Origin of the sequence: Pantoea sp. SM3 (genome assembly GCF_000963995.1) — a bacterium.
Lineage (GTDB): Bacteria > Pseudomonadota > Gammaproteobacteria > Enterobacterales > Enterobacteriaceae > Pantoea > Pantoea rwandensis_B.
Map to the genome: position 1 here is coordinate 16,706 of NZ_JZRD01000029.1, position 19,979 is coordinate 36,684.

The 19,979-nt window shown below is 54.7% G+C and carries 24 protein-coding genes; 11 read left to right on the top strand and 13 right to left on the bottom strand.

Annotation, left to right across the window (positions count from 1 at the left end; genetic code table 11):
- Window positions 1-4 precede the first annotated feature (4 nt).
- Genes lptA through VI01_RS15935 form a run of 5 tightly spaced genes read right to left on the bottom strand, consistent with a single transcriptional unit; the run spans window position 5 to window position 3,660 of the window.
- A complete protein-coding gene (gene lptA, locus VI01_RS15915; RefSeq protein ID WP_034826619.1) occupies window positions 5-559 on the bottom strand; it encodes a lipopolysaccharide ABC transporter substrate-binding protein LptA in 555 nt (184 codons plus the stop codon).
- Window positions 528-1,106 carry an LPS export ABC transporter periplasmic protein LptC gene (gene lptC, locus VI01_RS15920; RefSeq protein WP_034826617.1) on the bottom strand — a complete coding sequence of 193 codons (579 nt, stop codon included), beginning with the start codon at window positions 1,104-1,106 and terminating at the stop codon, window positions 528-530. The genes lptA and lptC overlap by 32 nt, the downstream gene beginning before the upstream one ends.
- Window positions 1,103-1,669 (bottom strand): 3-deoxy-manno-octulosonate-8-phosphatase KdsC, encoded by a 567-nt coding sequence (kdsC, locus tag VI01_RS15925; protein ID WP_034826614.1) that lies wholly within the window; start codon window positions 1,667-1,669, stop codon window positions 1,103-1,105. The genes lptC and kdsC overlap by 4 nt, the downstream gene beginning before the upstream one ends.
- 13 nt (window positions 1,670-1,682) lie before the next feature.
- Entirely contained in the window at window positions 1,683-2,663 is a 981-nt protein-coding gene (gene kdsD, locus VI01_RS15930) for an arabinose-5-phosphate isomerase KdsD (RefSeq protein ID WP_034826612.1), read from the bottom strand.
- 13 nt (window positions 2,664-2,676) lie between these two features.
- On the bottom strand, window positions 2,677-3,660 hold the full coding sequence (locus VI01_RS15935; protein WP_034826610.1) for a calcium/sodium antiporter: 984 nt from the start codon (window positions 3,658-3,660) through the stop codon (window positions 2,677-2,679).
- 227 nt (window positions 3,661-3,887) lie between these two features.
- On the opposite strand from VI01_RS15935, the gene mlaF reads away from it, so the two are divergent.
- The 7 genes from mlaF (at window position 3,888) to murA (ending at window position 8,665) form a co-directional block, all read left to right on the top strand.
- Window positions 3,888-4,703 (top strand): phospholipid ABC transporter ATP-binding protein MlaF, encoded by an 816-nt coding sequence (mlaF, locus tag VI01_RS15940; RefSeq protein WP_034826608.1) that lies wholly within the window; start codon window positions 3,888-3,890, stop codon window positions 4,701-4,703.
- 4 nt (window positions 4,704-4,707) lie between these two features.
- Entirely contained in the window at window positions 4,708-5,490 is a 783-nt protein-coding gene (gene mlaE, locus VI01_RS15945; RefSeq protein WP_034826606.1) for a lipid asymmetry maintenance ABC transporter permease subunit MlaE, read from the top strand.
- Between the two features lie 4 nt (window positions 5,491-5,494).
- Window positions 5,495-6,037: an outer membrane lipid asymmetry maintenance protein MlaD gene (gene mlaD, locus VI01_RS15950; RefSeq protein WP_034826604.1), complete on the top strand. Its 543-nt coding sequence runs from the start codon at window positions 5,495-5,497 to the stop codon at window positions 6,035-6,037.
- Between the two features lie 14 nt (window positions 6,038-6,051).
- A complete protein-coding gene (gene mlaC / locus VI01_RS15955; RefSeq protein ID WP_034826602.1) occupies window positions 6,052-6,681 on the top strand; it encodes a phospholipid-binding protein MlaC in 630 nt (209 codons plus the stop codon).
- Window positions 6,682-6,683: 2 nt separating this feature from the next.
- Entirely contained in the window at window positions 6,684-6,989 is a 306-nt protein-coding gene (gene mlaB / locus VI01_RS15960; protein WP_038649484.1) for a lipid asymmetry maintenance protein MlaB, read from the top strand.
- 114 nt (window positions 6,990-7,103) lie between these two features.
- Window positions 7,104-7,361, top strand: a complete 258-nt coding sequence (ibaG, locus tag VI01_RS15965) for a BolA family iron metabolism protein IbaG (RefSeq protein ID WP_021184251.1) — start codon at window positions 7,104-7,106, stop codon at window positions 7,359-7,361.
- Between the two features lie 44 nt (window positions 7,362-7,405).
- Window positions 7,406-8,665: a UDP-N-acetylglucosamine 1-carboxyvinyltransferase gene (murA, locus tag VI01_RS15970; protein ID WP_034826598.1), complete on the top strand. Its 1,260-nt coding sequence runs from the start codon at window positions 7,406-7,408 to the stop codon at window positions 8,663-8,665.
- A 67-nt stretch (window positions 8,666-8,732) separates the two neighbouring features.
- On the opposite strand, the gene VI01_RS15975 is transcribed toward murA, so the two are convergent.
- Together VI01_RS15975 and ispB are read right to left on the bottom strand one after the other, a co-directional pair.
- Window positions 8,733-9,014, bottom strand: a complete 282-nt coding sequence (locus VI01_RS15975) for a helix-turn-helix transcriptional regulator (protein WP_045815875.1) — start codon at window positions 9,012-9,014, stop codon at window positions 8,733-8,735.
- A 272-nt stretch (window positions 9,015-9,286) separates the two neighbouring features.
- Window positions 9,287-10,258, bottom strand: a complete 972-nt coding sequence (ispB, locus tag VI01_RS15980) for an octaprenyl diphosphate synthase (protein ID WP_045815876.1) — start codon at window positions 10,256-10,258, stop codon at window positions 9,287-9,289.
- A 254-nt stretch (window positions 10,259-10,512) separates the two neighbouring features.
- On the opposite strand from ispB, the gene rplU reads away from it, so the two are divergent.
- The 3 genes from rplU (at window position 10,513) to cgtA (ending at window position 12,522) form a co-directional block, all read left to right on the top strand.
- Window positions 10,513-10,824: a 50S ribosomal protein L21 gene (rplU, locus tag VI01_RS15985; protein ID WP_034826596.1), complete on the top strand. Its 312-nt coding sequence runs from the start codon at window positions 10,513-10,515 to the stop codon at window positions 10,822-10,824.
- 15 nt (window positions 10,825-10,839) lie between these two features.
- On the top strand, window positions 10,840-11,097 hold the full coding sequence (rpmA, locus tag VI01_RS15990; protein WP_003851093.1) for a 50S ribosomal protein L27: 258 nt from the start codon (window positions 10,840-10,842) through the stop codon (window positions 11,095-11,097).
- Between the two features lie 249 nt (window positions 11,098-11,346).
- Complete coding sequence (gene cgtA, locus VI01_RS15995) at window positions 11,347-12,522, top strand: Obg family GTPase CgtA (RefSeq protein WP_034826592.1); 1,176 nt, start codon at window positions 11,347-11,349, stop codon at window positions 12,520-12,522.
- A gap of 142 nt (window positions 12,523-12,664) precedes the next feature.
- On the opposite strand, the gene VI01_RS16000 is transcribed toward cgtA, so the two are convergent.
- Genes VI01_RS16000 through VI01_RS16020 form a run of 5 tightly spaced genes read right to left on the bottom strand, consistent with a single transcriptional unit; the run spans window position 12,665 to window position 17,519 of the window.
- The gene (locus tag VI01_RS16000; protein WP_045815877.1) at window positions 12,665-13,081 is read right to left on the bottom strand and encodes a hotdog fold thioesterase; all 417 of its coding nucleotides are present in this window, start codon (window positions 13,079-13,081) and stop codon (window positions 12,665-12,667) included.
- 1 nt (window position 13,082) lies between these two features.
- The gene (gene dhbA, locus VI01_RS16005; RefSeq protein ID WP_045815878.1) at window positions 13,083-13,841 is read right to left on the bottom strand and encodes a 2,3-dihydro-2,3-dihydroxybenzoate dehydrogenase; all 759 of its coding nucleotides are present in this window, start codon (window positions 13,839-13,841) and stop codon (window positions 13,083-13,085) included.
- Entirely contained in the window at window positions 13,838-14,692 is an 855-nt protein-coding gene (locus VI01_RS16010) for an isochorismatase family protein (protein ID WP_038649458.1), read from the bottom strand. Before VI01_RS16010 ends, dhbA begins: the two co-directional genes overlap by 4 nt.
- Before the next feature lie 18 nt (window positions 14,693-14,710).
- Window positions 14,711-16,327, bottom strand: a complete 1,617-nt coding sequence (locus tag VI01_RS16015) for a (2,3-dihydroxybenzoyl)adenylate synthase (RefSeq protein WP_045815879.1) — start codon at window positions 16,325-16,327, stop codon at window positions 14,711-14,713.
- A 10-nt stretch (window positions 16,328-16,337) separates the two neighbouring features.
- On the bottom strand, window positions 16,338-17,519 hold the full coding sequence (locus tag VI01_RS16020; RefSeq protein WP_045815880.1) for an isochorismate synthase: 1,182 nt from the start codon (window positions 17,517-17,519) through the stop codon (window positions 16,338-16,340).
- Between the two features lie 176 nt (window positions 17,520-17,695).
- On the opposite strand from VI01_RS16020, the gene fepB reads away from it, so the two are divergent.
- Window positions 17,696-18,661 (top strand): Fe2+-enterobactin ABC transporter substrate-binding protein, encoded by a 966-nt coding sequence (fepB, locus tag VI01_RS16025; RefSeq protein WP_045815881.1) that lies wholly within the window; start codon window positions 17,696-17,698, stop codon window positions 18,659-18,661.
- Here fepB and entS read toward each other — a convergent pair.
- Window positions 18,656-19,906, bottom strand: coding sequence for an enterobactin transporter EntS (gene entS, locus VI01_RS16030; protein ID WP_045815956.1), 1,251 nt, complete (start codon window positions 19,904-19,906; stop codon window positions 18,656-18,658). The two genes, fepB and entS, sit on opposite strands and share 6 nt — an antisense overlap.
- Window positions 19,907-19,979: the final 73 nt, after the last annotated feature.

The following is a 19,979-nucleotide window of genomic DNA, read 5'->3' on the forward strand; positions in this document are numbered from 1 at the left end:
GCGATCAGTTACTCTTTTTAGGGCTCGTGGACGAGCCGTTTTTGTCCTGCAACTGCGACGGCACCAGTACGGTGGTGACGCGTTTGCTTTCGCCCTGGCTAAACGCCTGCATTTTCTGCTCTTTCACCAGGTAAGTGATGCGATCGCCTTTGATGTTGCTGTCCAGCTGCTGAATGAAGGCATTGCCCGTCAGTTCAACGAAATCGTTCGCCAGCTCATAATGCAGTTTTGAGGCGTGGCCCTGCACGGGTTTGCCGTTATCCTGCATCTGGTAGAAGGTGGCGGGAGCGCCGTAGGCATCCACGATAGTTTTTTTACTGTCGCCACCTGGACGTGTGACCACCACCTTGTCAGCGGTGATTTTGATTGAACCCTGGGTCACGATGACATTGCCGGTAAAGGTCGCCACGTTGCCTTGCAGATCCAGCGCCTGATTCACCGAATCAATATTAACGGGCTTGTCAGAATCGCCCGTCAGGGCCAGCGCGGGCAGGCTGGTCGCCAGTAAGGCGCTCACCAACAACAACTTAAGGCTGTTTTTGTTCATTTTGGATTTCATAGGAAGTTTTGACCTTTTCAAGCAGCTGGGCATTCTTGGTTCGTAAATTGCCGCGCATCTTCATGCCAGTGGAATTAAAACTGCGGCCAAATAGGGTGACTTGATCATCAGATGTCACATCCTGGGTGACCAGATTAACCTGAGCCGTATCGGTAATAATGCGCTCAAGTTGAGAATCCTGGGTCAGGGTATTCACTTCGACGTGGCCATATAGATACAGCATACGATCTTTGGTCAGCTTTGCCTTATCGGCACGTATTGTCCAGGTGGGTACTTTATTTTCATCATACGTGGTTGCAACCGGATTATCGAACCAGCTCACCTCATCTGCCGCAAAGTAAGTCACTTTATCCGAGATCAGTTTGTACGCCAGCGCGCCCGTGGGGTTGTACACCACAGAATGGGACTTCTCGCTGGTATAGGTTGGCTCCTGGCTATTGGTCGCCACCGGCGCTTCGCTATCGTCCTGGTTGGTGAGATTCCAGCCGATCAGCACCAGGGCGATCAAGGCCAAAATCAGCGTTATCCAACGCCTGCTCTTACTCATACTGATTGCCCTTTGGCATCCTCAAATTTGTTCTGCGCCATCAAAATCAGATCGCAGAGTTCACGTACCGCACCCCGGCCACCGGCAATGCGGGTGACGTAGTGTGCACGAGGTAATAACACGGGGTGGGCATCGGCGACGGCCACACTCAAACCGGCCTCCGCCATCACTGGCCAGTCGATCAAATCATCGCCGATGTAAGCCACTTGCTCAGCAGATAATGACAGTTTATCCAGGAGTTCACGCCACGCCAAAAGCTTATCTGATTGTCCCTGATAAAGATGCGTAATGCCGAGCGTCTGGCAACGATCTTCCAGCAGCTTCGCTTTGCGGCCAGTAATAATAGCCACTTCGATATCAGAGGTCAGCAGGCAGCGAATACCATAGCCATCACGGACATTAAAGGCCTTCAATTCTTCGCCGTTGTTGCCCATATAAATCACGCCGTCAGACATCACACCGTCGACATCGCAAATCAGCAGGCGAATCCGCGCCGCCCGAGCCATTACATCGGCACTCACCGGGCCATAGCAGGTATCGATCATCGTGGTTTCAACACTCATTCTTTGTTCCTGTTCAAACTACGCCCGCGCGCAGCATGTCATGCATATGTACCACACCGAGCAGACGATCGTCATCGGCGACCAACACCGCAGTGATGTTTTTGTTTTGCATCAGATTCAGTGCGTCGACAGCCAGCATATTCGGGCGCACGCGAATCCCGCCGCGCGTCATCACATCCTGAATGCTGGCTGACTGGAAATCGATACCCATATCGAAGATGCGGCGTAAATCGCCATCAGTGAAAATGCCTTCGATTTTCATCAGGTCGTCAACAATCACCGTCAGGCCGAGGTTTTTGCGCGTAATTTCCAGCAGCGCATCCCGCAGCGACGCATCGCGGCTGACGTGTGGGATCTCGTCACCGCTGTGCATAATATCGCTCACGTGCAGCAACAACTTGCGGCCCAGTGCGCCACCGGGATGCGACAGCGCAAAGTCTTCCTGCGTAAAGCCGCGTGCTTCCAGCAGGGCAACCGCCAGCGCATCGCCCATCACCAGCGTGGCGGTAGTACTGGAGGTCGGTGCCAGACCGAGCGGGCACGCTTCCTGTGGAACCTTCACGCATAAATGCACGTCAGCGGCACGCCCCATGGCACTCTCCGGACGACTGGTGAGGCAAATCAACGGCACTTTCTGTCGCTTGAGGACCGGGATGAGGGCCAGAATTTCGTTCGATTCGCCACTATTAGAAATAGCGATCACCACGTCGTTAGCTGTCACCATACCGAGGTCACCATGGCTGGCTTCACCAGGATGAACAAAGAACGAAGACGTGCCGGTGCTGGCGAAAGTCGCTGCCATTTTTGCACCAATATGACCGGATTTGCCCATGCCCATCACCACCACTTTTCCACGGCAGGCAATGATCATTTCGCAGGCGCGGCTAAAGTCGGCATTAATATACTGATCGAGCTGCTCCAGCCCTTCGCGTTCGATGCGCAGTACCGCTTTACCTGCCTGTTGGTAATCAAAAACCGGTTGCTGATGTGACATGGTCAGTCCGTCCTTAATAACTTGTGATGAGCGCAGGGCTGAGCCACAGCCACAGAACCCACGCAATAAATCCCGATAACAAAAGAGAGCCCGCTACGCGGCCAATCCGGCGTTTGCGTAACAGGCAGAGTAGGGCGAACAGCACGCTGACACCTAACATCACCCAGTAATCTCGTGCGAAAGCGTGTGCATCAACGCTGCCGGGGTGCACCAGCGCGGGCAGGCCCAGCACAATGGCCAGATTAAAGATATTAGCGCCAATCAGGTTACCGATAGCGATATCGTCTTCACCTTTCAATGCACCCGCCAGTACGGTTGCCAGTTCAGGCAGGCTGGTGCCCACGGCAATCAACGTCAGACCCATGACCAGCTCGCTGACACCAAAATAGTCGGCAAACACGGTGGCATTATCGATCACCATCCGCGTCGACATCGGCAGAATAATCAGCGCCACCGCCAGCCACAGAAAGGCCACGGTATTGCCAGCTTCATCGCGCGGCAGTTCAGCCAATTGTTCGCGCGTTAACGTGTCGTTGTTATCCCGCTCTGCGCGGCGGGCGATGCGAATGGCGATCAGCAGATAACCTAACGCAATCAGCAGCAGCGCGATGCCATCAAGTCGACTAAGGTGATTATCAAACAACATGATGCCACTCAGCAGTGAGACCAGCAGCATCAGGGGGAGTTCGCGCCGAATCAGATTGGAGTGCACTGTCAATGGGTGCAAAAGTGCGGCACCGCCGAGGATCAGCAGAATATTGGTAATGTTTGAGCCCAGCGCCGTCCCTACAGCTAAATCCATTTGCCCATGCTGCGCTGCAGAAAAAGAAACGATCAGTTCGGGTAACGATGTGCCAATGCTTACCACTGTCATGCCGATGATCAGCGGAGGAATGCCGAAGGATCGACACAGGATCGCGGCACTGAAAACCAGACGGTCAGCACCGTAAGCCAGTAAAATCAATCCAATAAACAGCAGGGCAGTGGCTACGAACATGAAAAATCCTTGATGGATAGGTGTGTCGGCAAACCTTGTCCGACAGGTAAATACATTGCGCGCGCGGAAACAGGCGCTGATTTTGACTGTCTGAGAGGCAAAAGTAAATTTTAAGGCCGTTTTCGCCACACCTGACGGGTAAGTTTCTGTAAAACTATCGTGCATTGTGGTCTACCAGGCTACCATCCACGACTTTGATTACGCCCGATCCGCATAAAGAGGTAACGATGATCCAGCAAAAAACGAATCTGGTTGAGGTTCGTGGCGTCAGCTTCACTCGCGGAGACCGCGTCATCTTTGATGACATTTCGCTTACCGTGCCAGCGGGTAAAGTGACCGCTATTATGGGGCCATCCGGGATTGGAAAAACCACGCTGCTGCGCCTGATTGGTGGTCAGTTGCAACCGGATAAAGGGGAAATCTGGTTCCGTGACCAGAATATCCCAGCGCTTTCCCGCACTAAATTGTATGAAGTGCGAAAAAAAATGAGCATGTTGTTCCAGTCGGGTGCACTTTTTACCGATCTTAACGTCTTTGATAACGTTGCCTGGCCGTTGCGTGAGCACACACAATTACCGCCGGAATTGCTGCACAGCACGGTGATGATGAAGCTGGAAGCAGTTGGCCTGCGCGGTGCGGCCAAACTGATGCCAGCCGAGCTCTCTGGTGGCATGGCGCGCCGTGCCGCACTGGCGCGCGCGATTGCGCTGGAGCCGGACCTGATCATGTTCGATGAGCCCTTTGTCGGCCAGGATCCGATTACCATGGGCGTGCTGGTGAAATTGATCGATGAATTGAACCACTCGTTAGGTGTGACCTGCATTGTGGTTTCACACGATGTGCCAGAGGTCTTGAGCATTGCTGACCATGCCTATATTGTTGCCGGTCAAAAGATTATTGCCCAGGGCAGCGCGCCGGAGTTGCGGGAAAATCCCGATCCGCGCGTGCGCCAGTTTATTGAGGGTCATGCGGACGGTCCAGTGCCATTCCGCTTCGCTGCCGGGGATTACCTCAGCGATCTGACTCGTGCAGGGAGAACGTAAACTGATGTTGCTAAAGGCGCTGGCGTCACTTGGACGTCAGGGAATTAATACTTGTGCGGCGTTTGGCCGTGCAGGCTTGATGCTGTTTCATGCGCTGGTGGGTAAACCCGCTTTCCGCCGCCACGCGCCACTGCTGGTAAAACAGCTGTACAGCGTGGGTGTGCTGTCGCTGCTGATCATCGTGGTCTCGGGTTTATTCATTGGTATGGTGCTGGGCCTGCAGGGTTATCTGGTGCTGACGACCTACAGCGCTGAAACCAGTCTCGGCATGCTGGTGGCCTTATCGCTGCTACGTGAACTGGGCCCCGTGGTCACGGCATTGCTGTTTGCAGGACGTGCGGGTTCAGCCCTGACGGCAGAGATTGGTTTGATGAAAGCCACCGAACAGCTTTCCAGTATGGAAATGATGGCCGTTGATCCGCTGCGTCGCGTGGTTTCGCCGCGCTTCTGGGCAGGGTTTATCAGCATGCCGCTGCTAGCATTAATCTTTACGGCAGTCGGTATTGCCGGAGGGGCGTTGGTGGGCGTGGGCTGGAAAGGCATCGATCCTGGCTTCTTCTGGTCAGCGATGCAAAATGCCGTGGATTTCCGCACCGATGTCATCAACTGCATCATTAAAAGCGCAGTCTTTGCCGTGACGGTAACCTGGATTGCGCTGTTCAATGGCTATGATGCCATCCCGACCTCGGAAGGGATTAGTCGGGCGACAACGCGTACCGTAGTGCATGCTTCACTGGCGGTACTCGGTTTGGACTTTGTGCTGACAGCACTGATGTTTGGGAATTGATGCAATGCAAAGCAAGAAAAACGAAATCTGGGTTGGCGTCTTCATGCTGGCAGCACTGTTGGCACTGTTATTCCTCAGCCTGCGCGTGGCCGATCTCAAGTCACTTGGCACCGAACCGACTTGGAAGCTGTATGCCACTTTCGATAATATTGGCGGCCTAAAAGTCAGCTCACCGGTAAAAATTGGTGGTGTGGTGATTGGTCGTGTCACGGATATTTCGCTGGATGATAAAACGCTGTCGCCGCGTGTCACCATGGACATCAGCGATCAATATGCCGACAAAATCCCGGACACCAGCTCGCTGGCTATTCGCACGCAAGGTCTGCTGGGTGAACAGTTCCTCGCACTGAATTTAGGCTTTGATGATCCAGAACTGGGTTCGGCTATGCTGAAAGATGGCGGCACGTTGCGTGACACCAAATCCGCGATGGTGCTGGAAGATTTGATCGGCCAGTTCCTCTACAAGAGCGGCGATAACAAAAACGATAATCAAAAGCAGGGCACCGAGAGTGCGCCTGCTCCGGCAGCACCTGCTACAACGGAATAGAGAGGTAAAACACGATGTTTAAACGTTTCCTGATGATTGCCATGCTGGCGATTGTGCCGCTGGCGGCCAATGCAGCGGATCAGAGCGATCCTTATAAACTGATGAATGAAGCGGCGGCGAAGACCTTCACCCGCTTGAAAAACGAGCAACCTAAAATCAAGCAGGATCCTAACTATCTGCGTGAGGTAGTGCGTCAGGAGTTGCTGCCGTATGTACAGATCAAGTACGCAGGTGCGCTGGTGCTGGGCCGCTATTATCGTGAAGCAACGCCCGCGCAACGCGACGCTTACTTTGCCGCATTTGGCGATTATCTGGCGCAGGCTTATGGCCAGGCGCTGGCGCTGTACCATGGCCAAACCTACCAGATTCAGCAACCGCAGCCGATTGGCGATGCGAATATCGTGGCGATTCGCGTGACTATTTTGGATCCGAACGGCCGTCCGCCTGTGCGTCTTGATTTCCAGTGGCGCAAGAACAGCCAGACCGGCAACTGGCAGGCCTATGATATGGTGGCTGAAGGCATCAGTATGATCACCACCAAACAAAATGAGTGGAGTGATCTGCTGCGTACCAAGGGCATTGATGGTCTGACCGCGCAGTTGAAAACCTACGCAGCACAGCCTATCACTCTGGATAAACAGTAAGCATGAGCGAACCGTTACGCTGGCAGCGCAATGCCAGCACGCTATCTTTAAGCGGCATGTTGGATCGCGATACCCTGCTGTCATTGTGGCATGACCGTGAAACCGCCATGGTGGATGTCGCGACCATTGATGTCGCGGCGCTGGAGCGCGTGGATTCAGCGGGGCTGGCTTTGTTAGTCCATCTTCGCGAGATCGCGCGGGCACAAGGTAGCACGCCAGTTTTCACCGGTATCAACGACAAACTCCAGTCATTAATTGCGCTGTATAACCTACAGCAGATTATTGTTTCTGCGGAAAAAATCGCCTGATTACGTTGTCATCGCCAAAAGCCCCTGATTTATTCAGGGGCTTTTGCGTATTTAAGAGTCAGGCGCTTTCCTCTAAGATATCCGCCTTATTATTATTAAGTGAAGCAAAGAGCGATGGAAAATAGTGAAGTTCAGGCCGTGCTGATGCAGGCGCTGCCATTAGATGAAGTACATGTTCTCAGTAACGACGGCAGTCATTTTCAGGTGATCGCGGTGGGTGAGATGTTCGGTGAACTGAGCCGTGTGAAAAAACAGCAGGCTGTTTATGCGCCGCTGATGGAATACATTGCGGATAACCGTATTCATGCGGTTTCCATTAAAACTTATACCCCAGCCGAGTGGGCGCGCGACCGTAAACTCAACGGTTTCTAAGTATCTCGCCGGTTGATTTGTTGATAGATAATTGAGAGCCGTTAATGGACAAATTTCGTGTGCAAGGCCCCACCCGTTTAAGTGGTGAAGTGACCATTTCCGGGGCGAAGAATGCTGCGCTGCCAATTCTGTTTGCTGCGCTGCTGGCAGAAGAGCCGGTTGAAATTCAGAACGTGCCGAAGCTGCGTGATATCGATACCACCATGAAGCTGCTGAATTTGCTGGGTGCGCGCGTTGAGCGTAATGGTTCGGTTCACGTTGATGCTCGCGAAGTTAATGTCTTCAGCGCGCCGTATGATCTGGTGAAAACCATGCGTGCCTCGATTTGGGCACTGGGTCCGCTGGTGGCGCGTTTTGGTCAGGGTCAGGTTTCATTGCCAGGCGGCTGTGCTATTGGTGCACGTCCGGTTGATCTGCACATCACTGGCCTTGAGCAACTGGGTGCGGAAATTAAACTGGAAGAAGGTTATGTCAAAGCTTCCGTTAATGGCCGCCTGAAAGGCGCGCATATCGTCATGGACAAAGTCAGCGTTGGCGCGACCGTGACCATCATGAGTGCGGCAACGCTTGCCACTGGCACGACCATTATTGAAAACGCCGCTCGTGAGCCGGAAATTGTCGATACGGCAAACTTCCTCAACACGCTGGGCGCAAAAATCAGCGGTGCAGGCACAGATAAAATCACCATCGAGGGCGTAGAACGTCTGGGTGGCGGTGTGTATCGCGTTCTGCCGGATCGTATCGAAACCGGTACCTTCCTGGTCGCTGCTGCGATTTCCCGCGGTAAAGTGGTGTGCCATAAAGCCCAGCCCGATACGCTGGATGCGGTACTCGCAAAACTGCGTGATGCGGGTGCCGAGATTGAAACCGGTGAAGACTGGATCAGCCTCGATATGCACGGTAAGCGCCCTAAGGCGGTTAACGTCCGTACTGCACCACACCCAGGTTTCCCAACCGACATGCAGGCACAGTTCACCTTGCTGAACATGGTGGCGGAAGGCACTGGCGTGATCACCGAAACCATCTTCGAAAACCGTTTCATGCACATCCCTGAGCTGATTCGTATGGGCGGTCACGCGGAAATCGAAAGCAACACTGCGATTTGCCACGGTGTTGAGGCGCTGTCGGGTGCACAAGTGATGGCAACCGACCTGCGCGCTTCTGCGAGCCTGGTACTGGCCGGTTGCATCGCGGAAGGCACTACCATTGTGGACCGTATTTATCATATCGACCGTGGCTATGAGCACATCGAAGATAAACTGAAGGCCATGGGTGCCAATATCGAGCGCGTCAGCGGCGAATAACACAGATCTCGCACGCGAAGAAAACCAGTCACGGCAGCGTGGCTGGTTTTTTTTTATGCCAAAGATCTCAGATCTCCTGACGAACCCTGGGGGATCGAATACGTTTTTTGCGATCCAGCAAGCGCGATGTAATAGGATCATAATAGCGAGTTGGCCAGATCTCGGCGGGATGAACACCGATCGCTTCAGCGATCAACCACTCTCCTTTGGGCCAGGGGCGGGAAAGTGCGTTGGAGAGTGTGGACGAGTTCAGCCCCGAATTGCGTGACAATTCAGCCATTGATGTGCCTTTTTTACGCAGTGCTGCAATCACATCTGCGGGATGCCAATCCTGTTTCCTTGCTTTCATAACGTCCTGCTCCTTGTCCATGTTATTGCGTTGTTTCTGCCGCAGCGAGCGTATCCAATGCAGAGATATTAGGAAAAAACAAAAACCTTATAGCAAATAATTTCCATAAGCTTCCAGTAATTGTTTTGGCCTCGCTTTAAACTGAGCTCTCTTTCGCAAAAGCGCTGCAAGGAATGTAATGGGCAGTCAGGTGAAGGGCTGGAAGTAAAGCAGGGGGGAGAAAACGGGTGAGGCAGGAAAGAAAACGGGGCCAGGCTGCCCCGTAATGACAATCAGAAATCACGCTGCACTGACATGTGGGCCAATGCTTCGAGTGCGCTCCGCCACGGTGTTTCTGGCAGGGCCTGCAGGGCAGCAATGGCTTTATCCGCCTCTTCTTCAGCGCGTTTGCGCGTCCATTCCAGCGAGCCAGTTTGTTGCATGGCATCCAGCACCGGTTCCAGCAGATGGCGACCGTTACCTTCTTCGATTGCTTTGCGGATCATCTGAGCTTGCTCTGGCGTACCGTTGTGCATGGCATGCAGCAGCGGCAGCGTCGGCTTGCCTTCGCTCAGGTCATCACCGGTATTTTTACCCAGGGTTTCGCCATCCGCACTGTAATCCAGCAAATCGTCAATTAACTGGAAAGCGGTACCCAGATAGCGACCATAATCCTGCAGCGCTTCTTCCTGCGCCGGCGTGGCTTCAGCCAGAATCGCGGAGGCTTGAGAAGCCGCTTCAAACAGGCGCGCGGTCTTACTGTAGATGACGCGCATGTAGCTCTCTTCAGTGATATCGGGATCGTTGCAGTTCATCAGCTGCAGCACTTCACCTTCCGCAATCACGTTTACTGCTTCGGACATCAGCGCGAGGATCTTTAAGGATCCCATGCTGGTCATCATCTGAAACGCGCGGGTGTAGATGAAATCCCCCACTAGCACACTGGCAGCATTACCGAACGCGGCATTGGCAGTGGCTTTGCCACGGCGCATATCGGATTCATCCACCACATCATCGTGCAGCAGAGTTGCCGTGTGGATAAATTCGATCAGCGCCGCATTGGTGACATGCAGCGATCCCTGATAGTTCAGCGCACGTGCCGAGAGCACCGCGATCATAGGCCGGATACGTTTGCCTCCGCCGCTGATGATGTAATAACCCAACTGATTAATCAGTGAGACATCTGAATTCAGCTGGTCGAGGATGGTCTGGTTGACGGCCGCCATGTCCTGCGCGGTTAATTCATTAATCTGTTCTAAGTTCATTCGTCTGTTCAGCTTTGACTCGTATTTTGCATGGTAAGCGCTTTTACCCAGCGTGAGTTCAGGTAATCTGTTACTGATTGTACTTGAAAAATCGGGCTGAGAAACGTTTGCATTCGTCCTGCGCTTTTTTTCTGCAAGAGAGTGCAAAGTGCACTTGTCTTCTGCTGGAGATTTGCGTAGAATTCGCGCCCTATTGTGAATATTTATCGCGCCGCCTGATGAATAGAAAGGCATGCGCAGAAGCGGAGTTTTATATGTACGCGGTTTTCCAAAGTGGTGGTAAACAACACCGAGTAAGCGAAGGTCAGACCGTTCGCTTGGAAAAGCTGGACATCGCAACCGGCGAAACCATTGAGTTCGACCAGGTTCTGATGATTGCAAATGGCGAAGACGTGCAAATCGGCGCGCCACTGGTATCAGGCGGTGTGATCAAGGCAGAAGTTGTTGCTCACGGTCGTGGCGAGAAAGTTAAGATTGTTAAGTTTCGTCGTCGTAAACACTACCGTAAGCAAGCTGGTCACCGTCAGTGGTTCACTGATGTGAAAATCACTGTGATCGGCGCGTAAGAGGAGATCTGACAAATGGCACATAAAAAGGCTGGTGGCTCGACTCGTAACGGTCGCGACTCCAATGCAAAACGTCTGGGTGTTAAGCGTTTCGGTGGTGAATCTGTTCTGGCAGGTAGCATCATCGTTCGTCAGCGTGGCACCAAATTCCACGCAGGTACCAATGTAGGTTGTGGTCGTGACCACACCCTGTTTGCTACCGCAGACGGTAAAGTACAATTCGAAGTTAAAGGTCCTAACAACCGTAAGTACATCAGCATCGTTGCTGAGTAAGGTTGTTGTGACGCAGACGGTTAACGTCTGAACACACGAATTGAAGGCCCCGCAGCTTTGCGGGGCTTTTTACATTCTGCCGCAGGTTGCGGGATTCCCTCTGACCAAAACGCGCAGTTTGCTGTACAATTTATGTACTCCTGGCTTTGCCAGTCTTGTATTATCCGCCGCCGGTCAGCGCAGAAGACCCTGGCGGACCCGTTTGCTGTGCTTTAGTCGCCGCGAACGATAGCGTGACGGAGAAATAAAATGAAGTTTGTAGATGAAGCGACGATCCTTGCGGTCGCAGGCGATGGCGGTAATGGTTGCGTAAGCTTCCGCCGCGAGAAATACATTCCACGCGGTGGCCCGGACGGCGGTGACGGCGGTGACGGCGGTGATGTTTACCTGCTGGCGGATGAAAACCTGAATACCCTGATCGATTATCGCTTCGAGAAATCTTTCCGCGCCGAACGTGGTCAAAATGGCCAGAGCCGTGATTGCACCGGTAAACGCGGCAAAGACATCATTATCAAGGTGCCTGTCGGTACCCGCGTAATTGACCAGGGGACTGGCGAAACGCTGGGTGACATGACGCGCCACGAGCAGAAGCTGATGGTCGCAAAAGGCGGCTGGCACGGCTTGGGCAATACGCGTTTTAAATCCTCCGTTAACCGTTCCCCACGTCAGAAGACCATGGGTACGCCGGGCGAGAAACGCGACCTGCAACTGGAGCTGATGCTGCTGGCTGATGTCGGTATGCTTGGCCTGCCAAATGCCGGTAAATCGACCTTTATTCGTTCCGTGTCTGCGGCTAAACCAAAAGTGGCGGATTATCCGTTTACCACTTTGGTGCCAAGCCTTGGCGTGGTGCGCATGGACAACGAAAAGAGCTTCGTCGTCGCGGATATCCCGGGCCTGATTGAAGGCGCAGCGGATGGTGCCGGTCTGGGCATTCGCTTCCTGAAGCACCTTGAGCGTTGCCGTGTACTGTTGCACCTGATTGACCTTGCGCCGATCGATGAATCCGATCCGGTCGAGAACGCCCGCATCATCCTGGGTGAACTGGAAAAATACAGCGAGAAGCTGTTCCAGAAGCCACGCTGGCTGGTGTTTAACAAATGTGACCTGCTGGACCGTGAGGAAGCGGAAAGCCGCGCTAAAGCGGTTGTGGAAGCATTGGGCTGGGAAGACAAGTACTATCTGATTTCTGCGGCCAGCCATGATGGCGTGAAAGACCTTTGCTGGGACGTGATGACCTTCATCATCGAGAACCCGAAAGAAGCGGAAGAAGAAGCGAAAGAGCCGGAGAAAGTGGCCTTCATGTGGGATGACTATCACCGCGAAGCCATGGAAACCGCTCAGGAAGTGGAAGAAGATGACGATTGGGATGACGACTGGGACGAAGAGGACGACGAAGGCGTCGAAATCATTTACCAGCGTTAATCGCCAAAGAGAAAGCGGCCAATTGGCCGCTTTTTTTATGGCTGCTGCGTGCCCATTTTCATCTCCCGATGAAAGGGCATCGTGTTCAGCAATCCGGCGCGATTATTCTTACCCCCTGGAATAAGGGGGCCGTCGCGGAAAATTACCCCAGCACCGCCACCGTCAATCGCGATGTGCAGCACAGTTGATCGCGACCATTGCGAATCTCTATTTCCCAACTCTGGTTGCGTGCGCCAAGGTGCAAAGGACGGCAAATGCCGCGGACTTCACCGCTGCTCACCGCGCGATGGTGGCTGGCACTGACCTCAATCCCCACCACACTTTTGCCCTCTTCCACACTCAGATAACCGGCAATCGATCCCATCGATTCCGCCAGCACCACTGACGCACCGCCGTGCAGCAGGCCAAACGGCTGCTGCGTGCGGGTGTCCACTGGCATAGTGGCCTCAAGGTAATCGTCGCCAATCACCGTGAACACGATGCCGATGTGCGACACCAGCGAGTTATCACCCAAGGTATTTAAGGTTGCCAGATCAACCGATCGTTTCCAGATTGCCATATCAGGATCCCAGCGTTGCGCCACCGTCGACCACAATATCCTGCAGTACCACGTGGCTGGCAAGATCCGAGGCCAGGAACAGGACGTTGTTCACGATCTCTTGCGGTTTCGCGATCTTACGCAGTGGGATCCCCAGCTTATACTGATCCGGGAAGCCGTTGATCATCTCCTGCTCTGCTTCCGGCGTGTGCCACAGGCTACGTTGCATGTCGGTATCGGTTGAACCCGGTGAAACGATGTTGCAGCGCACGCCAAACGGTGCCATTTCCAGACCAACGGTTAGGCACAGGCTACGCAGTGCCGCTTTGGAAGCGCCATAAGCGGACATCCCCAGGCGTGGCGCATGCGCGGCGTTGGAGGCGATGGTGACAATCGCTCCTGCGCGCTGCTGGCGGAACACCGGCAGCGTCTGCTGGAACATATTGAAGGCGCCGCCAGCGTTCACCGCCAGACACGCCTGCCAGTCTTCGAATGCGAGTGCTTCGGTGCTGCCGACGCGCAGGATCCCGGCGCCGTTGACCAGCACATCCAGACGAGGCTGCTCAGCCAGCAGACGCTGACAAACTTCTTTCACCTCCGCCGCATTCGCCACATCCAGAACCTGAGTGGCAAATGGATAGTCGGGCTGATCAAAACGCAGATCGAAGCCGATCACCTGTGCGCCGGCCTGATGGAATGCCAGCGCCGTGTGGTAACCAATGCCTTTACCCGCACCGGTTACCCAGACGAGTTTTCCGTTAAAGTCGAAAGAGGCACTCATTTGGCAGGCGTCCGTGACAGCAGAGCCCACCAGCCATCAATGCTAGGATTTTTCGCCAGGCTAACGAAATCGATATCGTTATGCACCTGGCGCCAGCGCGCTGCCAGCGCCATCACACGCACGGAATCCAGACCGTAGTCGATCAGATTCTCATCATCTTCCGGCACATCGTCGTCTTCCAGCAGCGGCAGAATCAGCGCACGCAGATCATCCTTGCTTAGCGGCAGCGGCATGAGATCGGCGGTCATCACCACTTTGCCACTACGGCCAGCAGTGTAAGTCAGCGCCATCATGTGCTCTTCACGGCTAAAATCGGCCAGCGCATCTGCCACCATAAACGGCTGGATATTACGCATAAAGGCGTCAGTGGCGGTGGTCAGACAGCCGATGTGGGCATAAACGCCGGTGATGATCAGCTGATCGCGGCCCATCTCTTGCAGGATCGATTCCAGCGGCGAACGCACAAAGGCGCTGTAACGCCATTTAGTTAACACCTGATCGTCCTGATCTGGCGCCAGTGCATCCACGATCTTCTGTTGATCCGGATGCTTATTCAGGCCCGGCCCCCACATGTCGTTAAGCAATGCGCGATCGGCATCGCTCTGCTCATTAGGCTGCGCAGTGTAAAACACCGGAATACCCTGCGCTTTGCAGTAGGCACGCAGGCGCGCAATGTTTTCGACCACCTGGTCGATCAGCGGGCTGTTCTCGCCCCAGAAATTCAGGAAATAAGCCTGCATATCATGGATGAGCAGCGCAGCGCGCTGTGGCTCTACGCTCCATTTCACTTTATTGGTCGGCAGTTCAGTGGCGGCAGGCAGCGCGTAAGAATTGAGTTTTGGAATAGCCATTATTATCTCCGGAACAGGTCAGGCTTGCGCTTGTTGGTCAGCAAGCTGTTGGCGTAAACGTTTTTTATCCACCTTGCCAACCGGGGTCAGCGGCAGGGCATCTACGCAGGTAATACGATCGGGTAATTTAAACTCGGCGACACCGAGATCGCGCAGATGGCGACGCAGTGCTACCGCTTTGATCGGCTGGCTGGCAACGATAAAGGCGCAGCTCTTTTCGCCCATCAGTTCATCATTCATCGACACGAGCGCGGCGTGGATCACGTCCGGATGACGCTGCAGCAGATTCTCGATCTCTTCTGCGGCGATCTTCTCGCCACCCCGGTTGATCTGATCTTTCTCTCGGCCCTGCACGGTGATGTAACCCTGAGGATTGATCTCAATCAGATCGCCGGAGCAGTAAAAGCCGTTAGCATCAAAGCTGGCGGCATTGTGTTCCGGGCTTTTATAGTAACCACGGAAGGTGTACGGACCGCGTGTCATCAGGCGGCCTACCGTGCCGTGCGGCAGCGGATTGCCCTGTTCGTCGGCCACCCACACTTCGTCATCTTCAGAAATCGGTCGGCCCTGTGTGGTCAGCACGATTTTCTCGTCATCGCCAAAGCGGGTGTAGTTCACCAGACCTTCGGCCATGCCAAACACCTGCTGTAATTGGCAGCCAATTTCGCTCTGGATGCGTGCCGCCAGGGTTTCGCCGAGCTTCGCGCCGCCGACCTGAATGCGCTGCAGCGAGGCCAGCTGCTTGTTGCTACCCCATTCCTGAATCGCCTGCAGCCACAGGCTCACTGCGGGCGGCACCAGACCGGTATCGGTGACCTGGTGCTTCTCAATCAGCGGGAAGCAGAGCGTGGCGCTTGGGTCAGCGGCAAGAATCACCTGGCCCCCGGCATAAAACACACCGAGTGAACCCGGTGAGCTCATGGCGAAGTTATGCGGTGCGGGCAGGGCGATCAGATAGCGCGTGTCAGCCGTGACTTCGCAGATCTCATCACTGGCGCGAATACTGTAATAGTAATCATTGTGCGTGCGTGGGATCAGCTTCGGCGTACCGGTGCTGCCACCGGAGAGCTGGAAAAACGCCACTTCATCGGCAGCAGTTGGCGTTGGCTGGTAATCGCCTGCCGCTTCCGCCATCAGGGCTTCGAGGGTGTTTTCTTTATCACCGTCATTGCACAGAATCACCTGCTGCAGAGAGGGCTGTGCCGCACAGAGCGCACCAATAAAGGTGTCGTCGGCAAACAGTGCGTGACGGCGATCGGCAATTAACAGCTTAGGCTCAATCTGCGTGGCGTAGGCAGTCAGCTCCGTGCGCTGATGGCTATACAGCGCGAAGACGGATGCCACGCCCAGTTTAAACAGCGCAAAGACCGTGACGTAAAACTCCGCCACGTTGCCTAGCTGCACTAACGCAGTATCACCCTGTTGCAGGCCACGGCGCTGCAGGGCCGCCGCGAGGTTATCGGTGAGTTGATTCAGCTCGCGATAGCTGATTTGACGATCGCCGTCGATGACCGCGATGGCATCATTCTCTTGATGGCGCGCAAGGATATCGGTCATTGGCACATCGAGCCAATAGCCTTTTTCGCGATAGCGCGCAGCCAAATCTTCAGGCCAGCGGGTATAGGGAATGCTCATGCTCTTTCCTTTATTGCAGTCCAAAAGCGCGCAACATGGTATCCAGCTTCACGCCGGTTTCGCGCCATTCTGATTCAGGTTGGGAATCGGCAACGATGCCTGCGCCCGCAAACAGTCGCACGCGTGCACCGTGCACGGTGCCACAACGAATCGTCACCACCCATTCACCGTTTCCTTCACTGTCACACCATCCCACAATGCCGCCAAACAGCTGACGATCAAAAGGCTCCAACTGCTGAATCAGCTGCTGAGCACGCTGGTGTGGGAAGCCGCTTAATGCGGGGGTCGGATGAAGCAGGCAGGCCAGCGACAAGGCGTTCTCACGATCATCCTGCACCTCACCATCGATTTGGGTCGCGAGGTGCCATAAGGTTGCCGTGGTGATTAACGACGGTACTGTCGGCACCGACAGCAGGCGACTGCGCGGTTGCAGCGTATCGCGCATCGCATCCGTGACCAGCTGGTGTTCATGACGATCTTTGCTGGAGTCCATCAGCGTATTGCCCGCTGCCTGATCCTGTTGGCTATCGTGGTGATCACGACGTGCTGAGCCCGCCAGCGGGCACGAGCTAAAATCGCGGCCCTGCTTACGCAGCATCAGTTCCGGGCTGGCCCCAACCAGTGCACCGCCTTGTGGCAGCGGCAGATGGAAGTGATAGCTATTCGGATTCTGTGTAATCACGCGTTGCATCAGCGCCGCGGTATCCACTGGCTGCTCGGTAACAATATCCATCAGGCGCGACAGCACCACTTTATCGAGGTCACCACGTTGCGTTGCTGTCACCGCATCGGCCACCATTTGGATAAAGACATCGTGATCCGGCACCGCCACGCGACGACGTACCTGCGGCAGTTCACTGGCAGCCGCAGGCAGCGCATTCTGTAGGTCGGCACGATGAAAAGTTTGATACGTCTCAGGGATAAACAGGGCCGCAGGCTGACTCACGTCAAACGGAATCGCACCCACCAGGATCGGATTCTCAATGCCTTGTTGTTTTGCCGCCGCAAAATGTTGATGCAGCTGAAGTTGAAAATCACCCTGCAATGATGCAGCGTCTGCCACAGAGGTGGTTATCGTGGTATAGCAGCCTTGAGTCGCGAGGCTTCGCCACGGCGAGGTAAAGAGGAACCCACGGCATAACGCAGAAAAATCCTCTAATAAGGCATTTTCAAACATGGATGATTCCACCATAATTTTCACCTATAAATGATAAGATTATTAAGAATGATTATCATTTTTATTATGGGCCTGTAACCTACGTCGATTGGACAAAAGAGTCAATCTATTCGCGGGATTTCCCGCATGATTAGGCGTAATCGGAAGGTGACGTCGAGCCGTGCAATAAGCTAAAAGGTGGACCAAAACTTATGAATAAATGCGGTTTATTGGGCCTGACCGCCCTGTTGTTTATTTTCCAGACTTTCACAGGGCTCGCACAGGCAGAACAGGGATGGCCGCGCACGGTGCAAGGGGCAAAGGGTTCGATTACCTTAAACAAAGCTCCGCAGCGTATTGTTTCAACCAGCGTCACCTTAACCGGATCGCTGCTGGCGATTGATGCGCCGGTGGTGGCGTCCGGTGCGACCGCACCGAACAGTCGTCTGGCCGACGATCAGGGTTTTTTCCGTCAATGGGGTGAGGTGGCAAAACAGCGCCATGTAAAACGTCTCTATATTGGCGAGCCGAGCGCCGAAGCAGTAGCCGCAGAAGCACCCGATCTGATTCTGGTGAGCGCCACAGGTAATGACTCTGCGATCAAACTTGCCAGCCAGCTTTCCGCCATCGCGCCAACGCTGGTGGTCAATTACGATGACAAAAGCTGGCAGGATGTGGTGACGCTGCTCGGGCAGGCAACCGGTCATGAAGCGCAAGCGGCACAGCGAGTGAAAGCTTTTGACGATCGTGAAGCAGCGTTGAAAAAAACCATCACCTTACCGCCGCAACCCGTGTCTGCCATGGTGTGGAACGGCGATGGGCGTGCCGTTAACGTTTGGACCACGGAGTCAGCGCAGGGCAAACTGCTGGAGCAGCTTGGTTTTACCCTTGCCGTCCCGCCAGCCAGTGTGCAGCAAGGTCACAGCATGGGTCAGCGTAAAGACATTATTCAGCTGTCAGGTGAGAATGTGGGTAGCGGCTTGACGGGTAAAACCTTCCTGCTGTTTGCGGCGGATGATAAAACCACGCAGTCAGTGATCGGCAATCCGTTCCTCGCGCAAAACGCGGCGGTTAAGGATAAGCAGGTGTTCCCGCTTGGCGTCGATTCGTTCCGTCTGGATTACTATAGCGCCAGCAATCTGCTGGCGCGTCTGGAGAAACTGTTCGTTAAGTCATGATGCCTGTTCCGCCAGCTCAGGAGCTGGCGGCGCATAACGACGTAAGCGTCCCATAACACACCACATCACAATGCCAAGCAGCGCTGCCGCAAAGCCAAATGCGGCGGCAGCCTGTGGCGGCAATAGCCATGAACCCATAGCACCTATCATCGCCGCACCCATCGCATCCCCGGTGACATTTTGCGCGGTCCACAAGCCGTTGATGCGGCCCAACAGATGGTCAGGCGTCAGCAGTTGAATCATCGCGTACTGCACCAGACTGTTGATGGCACTGAAATAGCCAAACGCCACCAGGCACAGCAGCGCCAGCGGCAGATTGGGCATCAGGCTGAATAATCCCAGCGCGACAAAGGCGGCCACCGCGCTGCCCAGCACCAGCTGTCCCGGTCGGGCGGCATGCTTCAATTTACCGCTGGTGAAAGCGCCGATAGCGGCACCCAGCGGCACGGCTGCGTAAAGCATGCCAAACTGGTTAGCACTCACTGACCAATGTGGCGCCAGGGCGGGATAGAGCACGCGAATCGCGCTGGCCAGTGTGACCAACGCACCAATCAATGCCACCATACCGACAATCGGACTGGCAAACAGGAACTGCACCCCGGCGGCCAGCGACTTCAGCGGATGTTCTCGCGGCTGAGGTGGCGGCGGGAGTTGAGGTAATTTCAGCAGCGTCAGTACGGTAATCAGTGTGCCAAACGCGGTTAAGCCGTAGTTCCACACCACGCCGCCGTGTGCAATGACCAGTCCGGCAATGGCCGGCGAGAGGATAGAGCCAAAACGCACCGTCAGCATGGTGATGGCGCCGGCCTGCATAATGTTTTCGCGCCCCACCAGCGCCGGTGTGGCCGCCAGCAGCGCCGTGACGCCAATCGCGCCAAAGAAGCCATCCCAGAATCCCAGCAGATACACCGCAATCAGTGAAGGCTGCGGCAGCGCAGCGTTGATAGCCAGCGCGATAAAGCCCAAGCCGCAGGTGGATCGGGCAAGCAAAATCAGTTTCTTACGCTCGTAGCGATCGGCTAACACGCCGCCGGTCAGCAGACCAATAAACATACCAGATGCGGCGAGGGTGACGGCCAATCCCACCAAAAGCGGGGAGTGTGTCATCTGCTGGATCTGCACCGGCACCGCCACGGCGAGCATGCCGAGCGCGACAATCGAGATGAAACGGGCAATAAATACTGCGCGAAATGCCGCATGGGTTTTCAGCAGGGAGAGATCGATAAAGTGGGAAGATTTGTTCATTTGTTCGCCTTTTTGCACCAATTTTCCTCATCGTCCGCGAGGCGAGTCATGGTAACATAGGCAAACGCGAGTA

Bases quoted from the DNA above. Each gene is read 5' to 3' on its own strand.
- lptA (WP_034826619.1), bottom strand. From the start codon at position 559: ATGAAATCCAAAATGAACAAAAACAGCCTTAAGTTGTTGTTGGTGAGC.
- rpmA (WP_003851093.1), top strand. From the start codon at position 10,840: ATGGCACATAAAAAGGCTGGTGGCTCGACTCGTAACGGTCGCGACTCC.
- VI01_RS16000 (WP_045815877.1), bottom strand. From the start codon at position 13,081: ATGGCAATCTGGAAACGATCGGTTGATCTGGCAACCTTAAATACCTTG.
- lptC (WP_034826617.1), bottom strand. From the start codon at position 1,106: ATGAGTAAGAGCAGGCGTTGGATAACGCTGATTTTGGCCTTGATCGCC.
- mlaB (WP_038649484.1), top strand. From the start codon at position 6,684: ATGAGCGAACCGTTACGCTGGCAGCGCAATGCCAGCACGCTATCTTTA.
- dhbA (WP_045815878.1), bottom strand. From the start codon at position 13,841: ATGAGTGCCTCTTTCGACTTTAACGGAAAACTCGTCTGGGTAACCGGT.
- mlaC (WP_034826602.1), top strand. From the start codon at position 6,052: ATGTTTAAACGTTTCCTGATGATTGCCATGCTGGCGATTGTGCCGCTG.
- VI01_RS15935 (WP_034826610.1), bottom strand. From the start codon at position 3,660: ATGTTCGTAGCCACTGCCCTGCTGTTTATTGGATTGATTTTACTGGCT.
- entS (WP_045815956.1), bottom strand. From the start codon at position 19,906: ATGAACAAATCTTCCCACTTTATCGATCTCTCCCTGCTGAAAACCCAT.
- fepB (WP_045815881.1), top strand. From the start codon at position 17,696: ATGAATAAATGCGGTTTATTGGGCCTGACCGCCCTGTTGTTTATTTTC.
- kdsD (WP_034826612.1), bottom strand. From the start codon at position 2,663: ATGTCACATCAGCAACCGGTTTTTGATTACCAACAGGCAGGTAAAGCG.
- rplU (WP_034826596.1), top strand. From the start codon at position 10,513: ATGTACGCGGTTTTCCAAAGTGGTGGTAAACAACACCGAGTAAGCGAA.
- VI01_RS16015 (WP_045815879.1), bottom strand. From the start codon at position 16,327: ATGAGCATTCCCTATACCCGCTGGCCTGAAGATTTGGCTGCGCGCTAT.
- mlaD (WP_034826604.1), top strand. From the start codon at position 5,495: ATGCAAAGCAAGAAAAACGAAATCTGGGTTGGCGTCTTCATGCTGGCA.
- VI01_RS16010 (WP_038649458.1), bottom strand. From the start codon at position 14,692: ATGGCTATTCCAAAACTCAATTCTTACGCGCTGCCTGCCGCCACTGAA.
- cgtA (WP_034826592.1), top strand. From the start codon at position 11,347: ATGAAGTTTGTAGATGAAGCGACGATCCTTGCGGTCGCAGGCGATGGC.
- mlaF (WP_034826608.1), top strand. From the start codon at position 3,888: ATGATCCAGCAAAAAACGAATCTGGTTGAGGTTCGTGGCGTCAGCTTC.
- kdsC (WP_034826614.1), bottom strand. From the start codon at position 1,669: ATGAGTGTTGAAACCACGATGATCGATACCTGCTATGGCCCGGTGAGT.
- ibaG (WP_021184251.1), top strand. From the start codon at position 7,104: ATGGAAAATAGTGAAGTTCAGGCCGTGCTGATGCAGGCGCTGCCATTA.
- VI01_RS16020 (WP_045815880.1), bottom strand. From the start codon at position 17,519: ATGGTGGAATCATCCATGTTTGAAAATGCCTTATTAGAGGATTTTTCT.
- murA (WP_034826598.1), top strand. From the start codon at position 7,406: ATGGACAAATTTCGTGTGCAAGGCCCCACCCGTTTAAGTGGTGAAGTG.
- mlaE (WP_034826606.1), top strand. From the start codon at position 4,708: ATGTTGCTAAAGGCGCTGGCGTCACTTGGACGTCAGGGAATTAATACT.
- VI01_RS15975 (WP_045815875.1), bottom strand. From the start codon at position 9,014: ATGAAAGCAAGGAAACAGGATTGGCATCCCGCAGATGTGATTGCAGCA.
- ispB (WP_045815876.1), bottom strand. From the start codon at position 10,258: ATGAACTTAGAACAGATTAATGAATTAACCGCGCAGGACATGGCGGCC.